Annotated in this window: 10 protein-coding genes; 6 read left to right on the top strand and 4 right to left on the bottom strand. The window is 71.2% G+C overall.

Annotated features, from left to right (window positions below; all coding sequences use genetic code 11):
* The coding region (locus C1I98_RS32845; protein ID WP_199537386.1) for a hypothetical protein at window positions 1-500 on the bottom strand (500 nt) is incomplete at its 3' end.
* A gap of 322 nt (window positions 501-822) precedes the next feature.
* On the opposite strand from C1I98_RS32845, the gene C1I98_RS40845 reads away from it, so the two are divergent.
* Complete coding sequence (locus C1I98_RS40845; protein ID WP_146607782.1) at window positions 823-1,110, top strand: DUF6247 family protein; 288 nt, start codon at window positions 823-825, stop codon at window positions 1,108-1,110.
* A 29-nt stretch (window positions 1,111-1,139) separates the two neighbouring features.
* Here the strand turns inward: C1I98_RS40845 and C1I98_RS45890 are convergent, their stop codons facing one another.
* Both C1I98_RS45890 and C1I98_RS32840 read right to left on the bottom strand, forming a co-directional pair.
* On the bottom strand, window positions 1,140-1,244 hold the full coding sequence (locus C1I98_RS45890; RefSeq protein ID WP_368773553.1) for an aromatic-ring hydroxylase C-terminal domain-containing protein: 105 nt from the start codon (window positions 1,242-1,244) through the stop codon (window positions 1,140-1,142).
* Between the two features lie 311 nt (window positions 1,245-1,555).
* Entirely contained in the window at window positions 1,556-2,488 is a 933-nt protein-coding gene (locus C1I98_RS32840) for a DUF2332 domain-containing protein (protein ID WP_111171234.1), read from the bottom strand.
* A gap of 117 nt (window positions 2,489-2,605) precedes the next feature.
* Here C1I98_RS32840 and C1I98_RS40840 point away from each other — a divergent pair, with 117 nt between their 5' ends.
* From C1I98_RS40840 to C1I98_RS32825, 3 genes are all read left to right on the top strand, one after another.
* Complete coding sequence (locus C1I98_RS40840) at window positions 2,606-3,103, top strand: hypothetical protein (protein ID WP_146607781.1); 498 nt, start codon at window positions 2,606-2,608, stop codon at window positions 3,101-3,103.
* A 359-nt stretch (window positions 3,104-3,462) separates the two neighbouring features.
* On the top strand, window positions 3,463-3,705 hold the full coding sequence (locus tag C1I98_RS32830) for a hypothetical protein (protein ID WP_111171232.1): 243 nt from the start codon (window positions 3,463-3,465) through the stop codon (window positions 3,703-3,705).
* Window positions 3,706-3,794: 89 nt separating this feature from the next.
* Window positions 3,795-5,036 (top strand): ROK family transcriptional regulator, encoded by a 1,242-nt coding sequence (locus tag C1I98_RS32825; protein WP_111171231.1) that lies wholly within the window; start codon window positions 3,795-3,797, stop codon window positions 5,034-5,036.
* Here the strand turns inward: C1I98_RS32825 and C1I98_RS32820 are convergent.
* Window positions 4,994-5,734 (bottom strand): MATE family efflux transporter, encoded by a 741-nt coding sequence (locus tag C1I98_RS32820; protein ID WP_146607780.1) that lies wholly within the window; start codon window positions 5,732-5,734, stop codon window positions 4,994-4,996. The genes C1I98_RS32825 and C1I98_RS32820 overlap by 43 nt on opposite strands.
* An 85-nt stretch (window positions 5,735-5,819) precedes the next feature.
* Here C1I98_RS32820 and C1I98_RS32815 point away from each other — a divergent pair, with 85 nt between their 5' ends.
* Both C1I98_RS32815 and C1I98_RS32810 read left to right on the top strand, forming a co-directional pair.
* On the top strand, window positions 5,820-6,161 hold the full coding sequence (locus C1I98_RS32815) for an ArsR/SmtB family transcription factor (protein ID WP_111171229.1): 342 nt from the start codon (window positions 5,820-5,822) through the stop codon (window positions 6,159-6,161).
* A complete protein-coding gene (locus tag C1I98_RS32810) occupies window positions 6,158-6,748 on the top strand; it encodes a TIGR03086 family metal-binding protein (RefSeq protein ID WP_111171228.1) in 591 nt (196 codons plus the stop codon). The genes C1I98_RS32815 and C1I98_RS32810 overlap by 4 nt, the downstream gene beginning before the upstream one ends.
* The last annotated feature ends 144 nt before the right edge of the window (window positions 6,749-6,892 follow it).

Below are 6,892 nucleotides of genomic sequence, written 5' to 3'. Positions count from 1 at the left end.
ACCCGATGCGGCAGCGCACCCCCCGGGTGGTAGGCAGACACCCACTCCCGATCGGCGTCCCCGACCTCGTCATCGACCCACGCGAACGGACGCCCCGCCGCCCACTCCACCAGCGCCGGCGTCTTCCAGTGCATCCCTGCCACCTCATCCGGCCCCGATGGCCCCGACGCCTCCGGCCACCGCACCACCGGCAGAGGCGGCAGCCCGAGCAGCGGCGCGACGCAGTCGTTCGCGTCATCAAGCCAGGTCGTGGCCCACACCAGTTCGTACGGCAACGCCGCCAGACGCGCCCCGTGCGCCGGATCGATCCTGTCCAACAGAGGATTGGCCAAAGTTCGCGCGGCCGGAAAACTCGGATACCCGCCAGGAGGCGGCGCACCGAACGGAATGAGCGGCTCGTCCACATCGAGAAAAAGCAACGCCCGCCCCATCGAGCCCATCATGACAGAAAGACTTGTGTCATTTTTGGCGGAGAATCTGAGCGTGAAGCGCGCAAGCATCACCGCCATCCTGGCCCTTGCCTCGACCCTTGCCTTGGGCGGGTGTGGTACCGCCCGGCAAGCCGAGGCCGATCGCCCCGGCAAGGGCGAAGCACTCCGCACCAGGCGCAGCCGTACGTGGCACTGAACCCGCCCGACGTCGCCGGAGATCGCGCCCGCCGGAGTGGTGATCACCGCTCCGGCGAACGTTGAGCACCTTGTAGCGGGCGCAGGCCAGTCGTGGGCGTGGATCACCGCGTCGGCGAGTGGGCGGGCGTTCAGAGTCTGGGCATACCGTGTGGTTCGGCCCCGGGCAGAGCTGCGTTCGCCATACCGTGGTGAGGTGAGCGACCAGGGAAATCCGGGCGATCCGCAGGTCATCCTGTGGGATCTTCCGGAACGGGAGTGGCCGGAGTTCCTGCGCCAGTATCGGGCCGCCGCGGGAACCGCTCGTGGCGATGCCTCTCACTACCGGGATCTGCAAAGGCTGCTATGCCACTGGCGCCTGGTCACGGTAGCGGCCAACCGCCCCGGCTACTACGAGGCGATCGAGGAGGCCGAAGCAGGTGAAGGTCGGACAGTGCCGCTCGGCCAGGCACTCGCTGACGAGTTCGCTCGCCGCACCCGGTGACGTACCGGTCCCAAGTCGCCGCGCCGAAATCATCCCGCAGCCGACCCTAGCCAGTCACGGAGGGCGGAGGCGGCGTCGGAGTTGGGGCCGGACCAGGCTAGGTGGCCGTCGGGGCGGATGAGGAGGGCCGACACCGACGCCTACTTCGGGGAAGGCGCTGCCCGATCGACGAGATGAACAGGCCGTACGGCCGACAGCAGGCCAGGCCGCGGGATGGGAAGCCGTCGGATCCAGCGGCGCGACTGTCCGGATGAGCTATGCGCCGCCCACCTCGCCGCTCTCGTGGGTCTCCTCAGGGGCTCGGTGTCGCTGCGCGGACCCGACCGGCCTGACAGGCGAGGTGCCCGGGATGGGGGGCATCAACGGGCATCGACGCAACAGCCGGGCCAGGGCGACGATCACCCCACGCCCGTCGACGCCTCATGCGTCAGCACCGCGGGTGACCTCAGGAGAACCAGATCAGCTCCTCGCCATGCGACCGGGTCCAGGCCATCGGCCGGCCGTCCAGGGCCAGTACGTGAAGCGAGCCGGCTGTCGGTGGCGGTGGCAGCGCGTCGTAGGCCAGTACGCCCGCGCCCTCGTTCGCGATCCAGTGCCCCGGCAGGCCGCTGACCACCGCCGCGAACGCCGCCCGCCGTGGCTCCGGTACGAGGTGCAGTACCGAGGTGTGGAACACCACGAGTATCGCGCCCGCCGGGGCCTGGGCGGCCAGGGCGGGCGGGGCGTCCACCAGGTCGCCACGCACGAGCAGGGGCGGCTCGGCGGCGACGACGGCCGCCGCCGCGCGGAGCCGGGCGCGGCGGTGTTCGTGTTCGGGCCAGATGAGCGCGTCGAGCCAGCCGATGTCGGCCGGGTCGGTCACGTCCAGCGGGTTCAGGTCCAGACCGGCCCGCCACACCACCCGGGGCGGCTCGGCGGGCAGGGTGAGATCGGTGGCCGCGCAGGTCAGCACCGGCTCGCCGGTACCGACGGCGCGGTCCCCGTATCGGTAGCCGTACCGATCCGGGTAGAGGCACAGCCCCGCGGACGCGCCGACCTCCAGCAGCGCGAGCGGCTGCGGCAGCGCGGCGAGCAGCGGCAGCAGTACGGCACAGCGCCCCGCCTCGTTGGTCTGAGTGATGCGGACCCGCATCTCGGCCTCGATCTCGGGCCAGTGCGCCACCGCGAAGTCATGGAACTCCGCCGGATGCTCCACCGGCCCGCCCAGCAGCCGGACCACCCCGAACAACAGGTTCGGCTGCCGCTTGGCCGCCGGAAGCCCGGCCAGCAGTCCCAGAAGAACCTCGTCGCGAGACACGGCGGACGCCAGCCGTTCATAAACCGGCGACACTTCACGCGCCTCCCGAACGGCGAACTCGGCGTACATCTCCGCGGTCATCGCAGGCCAACCCTTTCCGCGCTTTGGCCGCACCGTGCTTTCACCTGGGATCTGCCCGCCCAATGGATCGACTTCGACGGCGAGCTGGTCGCGGAGCCCACCGGTATTTCGCTGCGCGTGCCGACGGAGTACATCACGCCGAATTCCACCTTCTGGCAACAGTTTCTCGCGACCGCGACAGGCATCCTGGTGCTGCTCCTCGTCCGCGCCTCTTGTTACGCCTTCTTCGCGGAGGGCGCCCCGATCGCCGGGCCGGTGTGCGCGGCTGTCGGGGCGTTCGTCGGCACGTTCGTCGCAAAGTTCATCCTCATGGTCATCGACCACAAACTCGGGGACCCGAAGGCCTGGGGCGAGGCGTTCGCCTACGGGGTTCTCGCCGCCGCGGGCGCGCTCGCCTGGGAGTCGGGGCTCAACGCGTGGGCGAAGACCCAGGCACGACCCCTCTCTGAAGATCTGCGATGCCATCAGGGGCTGGTGGAAGGACGCGGCCGATTTCCTTCAGAACATGACGAACTCCATGGTGGACAGGCTGATCGAACTGGCCAGGAGCAGAGGATGGGAAGTGGCCCGGACCCTTCGCCCGATGGGGCTGGGATCGTCCTCCGCGTACGGTGAGGGCAGCTCGGACGGCAATGGCTTCCGCGACTCCGCCGACCAGGGCTTCCAGCGGCTGATCAGCCAGCACCGCACGTCCGGCGCCTCGGACGCGCAGGTCACGGGCGCCAAAGACGACACCCCGCTGGTGGACTGGGTGGGCAGTGTCCAGGTGGGCACGATGGCCGACCGGGAGATCGAAGGCTGGGGCGGGTACACGATCGACCTGATCGCGGACAAGGCGAAATGCGCGGTGAAGACCTACCAGCCGAACCTCATCACCCTCACGGCCGGTGGCAACGACGTCATGCAGAACAGGATGGACGGCGCGATCGATCGGCTGGAGAACCTCATCAGGCAGGTCAGCGCGGACGCCCCCCGTGGCCGTGCTGGTGGCCGGGACGCAGCCGTCCGGTCAGCGGATGTGCGAGCAGAAGTACGACGGCATCGCGGGAGTCCACGCGAAGGACGGCACACTGAAGATCGTCCCGCCCACCCAGATCCGTTTCGCGGACGTCACCGGCGGCGGGCGCGACGACTACCTGCTGATCGGCTGGACCGGCGTCACCCATGCCTGGCTCAACAGGCTGCCGCCGTCCTACTTCAAAACATTCCACCCGTAACGACCCCTTTGAGAAGGCGTGCCGCCCGTACTCCCGGGCGGCACACCGTACGGGTCGCGCTCCGTCCTGGTCCGCGCCAGGATGTGCACATGAACGCGAACCCCGGGCGCCCGCGTCTGTTGCGGGAGCTGAACGACCGCGCCGTGCTGGAGTTGCTGGGGTCGTCCGGCATACTGACCCGCGCGCAGATCAGCGAGGCCACCGGGTTGTCCAAGGTGACGATCAACCACGTCCTGGCCCGGCTGGCCGAACGCGGCGTGATCGTCCAGACCGGGGTGCAGGCGGGCGGGCGCGGCCCCAACGCGGCGCTGCACGGGCTCAACCCGGCGAGCGGTTACGTGATCGGCCTCGCCGTGGACATGGAGACGACCCGGGCCATCCTGGCCGACATCACCGGCAGGGCTCTCGCCGAGGTCACCGTGCCGACCGACGTCGCCGAAGACCCCGTCACGGCGGTACACGACCTCGCCGGACGCCTCACCGCCGAAGCGGGAATCGCGTTGTCGCAGGTACGCGCCTGCGTGATCGGCGTGTCCGCCGTCATCGACCCCGCGACCGGCGACGTCGGCTTCTGCTACGACCTGCCCGCCTGGGAGCCCGGCGTACTGCACCGGCTGCGCCTGCGGCTCGGCGTGCCGGTCTCCATCGACAACGACGTCAACCTCGCGGCCGTCGCCGAACGCGCGCTCGGCGCCGCCCGCGACGTGCGGGGCTTCGTGCTGGTGTGGATCGGGCTCGGGCCGGGCGGGGCCGTCATGGTGGGCGATCAGCTTTTGCGCGGCGCGACCGGTACGGCGGGCGAGCTGGGCTGGATGCCCGTCCCCGGCGCACCGGTCAGCGACGGCGTGGTGGATCGGGCCCGGGGCGGCGTCGGGGCCGCCTTCCAGACTTTGGTGGGCTGGCAGGCCGTTCAGGAACTCGCCGGGGAGCACGGCCTGCGGGCCGATCACGTCCGGGACAGCGTGGCGGCGGCGGTCGCGAGCCCGGCCGGGGCGCCCTTCCTGGACGAGCTGGCCCGGCGGATCGCGCTGGGCGTCGCCTCCATCTGCACGGTCCTCGATCCGGAGTTGGTGGTGCTGGGCAGCGACGTCGGCTCGACGGGAGGCCCGGCGCTGGCCGGGCGGGTCGAACGCGCGGTCGCGGGCATGTGCCTGGGCAGGCCGCGCGTGGTGGCCTCCGATGTGCCGGGCGGGCCGGTGGTGCGCGGGGCGCTGCTGATCGGCATCGGACAGGCCCGCGACCGGGTCTTCTTCGGTGAGGACCACGAGGTCGCGAGCGGTGCCGGCGATCAGGCGGCCGGCCGGTCCCGGCTCGCGAAGGGCACACCTTGATCCTCGCGGCCTTGGGCCGTCCGGTCGTGGCGGACATAGAGGACCGCGACGTACGCCAGGACGTGCAACGGTACCCCGGCTGCCAGGGTCACCAGCACCGGCAACGGGTCGGGCGTCACGCTCAGCCCCCACACCGCCGGCACCGCCAGCACGAACCACCCCGCCAGGAACACCCCGAAGGCGTCCTCCGCGCGATACCGCCGCCCCCGCACGGCCTTCGCCACCAGGTGGACCGTCAGGAAGACCCCTGCCATCACCAGCGTGAACCCCAGCAGCGAGGTCGCCCGCGCGTCGTCACCCACGCCCCCCACCTGGCGGCCGTCCACCACCAGGACGGCGGGCCTGCCGCGCCACAGCCGGGCCTGCACGGTGTCCCCCGCGTCCAGCCGGTCGAACACCTCGGGGGGCGGGTTGAACTCGGCGGACTCCTCCCCGACCCGCACCTGTAATCGGAGGATCGTCCCGTTCCGGCTGGTCTCGTCGATCCGTTTTCCGCTGACCAGCGCGTCGGCGGGCCGCAGGCACTCCTGCGCGAAGTCCTCCGTCCCGCAGTCCGGCGCGCCCAGCAGGCGGTGCTGGTCGAGCATGCTTCCCAGTACGAGGAAGCCCGCCGACCAGACCACCGCGACAACCCCGATCCGCCACCCCCATCCAGAGCATTTGCCCACATTCGGCACGTTCTCAAGCGCGGCAGGCATCCGTCAACGAAAGTTACGGCGGGCTTGCCTCGGGGGCTGCCGGACGTGTATAAAACTAAGTGGTTATTTAACTAAGAGGCAATGAATGAACCCTGACGCGCTCGACGCCACTTTCGCCGCGCTCGCCGACCCGACCCGGCGGGCGATTCTGGCTCGGCTGCGGTCGGGCGAGGCCACCGTGACCGAGCTGGCCGCCCCCTTCGCGATGAGCCAGCCGGCCATCTCCAAGCACCTCAAGGTGCTCGAACGCGCCGGCCTGGTCTCCCGGGGCCGGGACGCCCAGCGCCGGCCGTGCCGCCTGGAACCGGCCGCGCTCAAGGCGGCGACCGACTGGCTGGCCGACTACCGGGAGTTCTGGGAGGTCCGGTACCAGGGGCTGGACTCATTGCTGCACGACATACAGTCCCTTGGAGGGGATGAACGATGACCGAGATCGCCGACCGCTACCGCCGGCGGGCCGACGCCTTCGAGCGCCTGATCCACGGCGTGGCGCCGGAGCTGTGGGCGGACCCGTCGCCCTGCGCCGAGTGGGACGCCCGTGACGTGGTCCGCCACATCATCGACATGCACGCGGTGATGCTGGCCCCGCTCGGCCGTACGCTGAGCCCCGCCCCCAGCGTCGATGAGGACCCGGCGGCGGCCTTCCGCGCGGCCCGCGCCGACGTCGAGGCGATCCTCGCCGACCCGGCGGTGGCCGCCACGATGTGCGACACCCCGGGCGGGCGGGTGTCGGCCGAGGGGCACGTCGACCGCGTGGTCAGCGACGACCTGCCGCTGCACGGGTGGGACCTCGCCCGCGCCACCGACCAGGACGACACGATCGACCCGCAGGACGTCGAACGCCTGTGGGCGGGCACCAGTTCGCTGCCCGCCGAGTTGCTGGAGCAGTTCCGCACCCCGGGCGCGTTCGGGCCGGGCGTCGTGGTCTTCGGCCCCGAGGTGAAGGTCCCGGCCGACGCCCCCTTGCAGGACCGGCTGCTCGGCATGATCGGCCGCGACCCGGCACGCCGCTGATGGCCGTCGCGGTCCACACGCCGAGCGACCGCGCGGTGGTGGTGACCCGCGAGTTCGCCGCCCCGCGCGGGCTGGTCTTCGCCGCCTGGACCAAGCCCGCGCTGCTGCGCCGCTGGTACGGCGCGCAGGGGTGGGACCTGGTGG

The sequence above is a fragment of the Spongiactinospora gelatinilytica genome, from assembly GCF_003236385.1.
Lineage (GTDB): Bacteria > Actinomycetota > Actinomycetes > Streptosporangiales > Streptosporangiaceae > Spongiactinospora > Spongiactinospora gelatinilytica.
The sequence above is the reverse complement of the archived record's forward strand: the minus strand, read 5'-3'. Positions and strand labels throughout refer to the sequence as shown.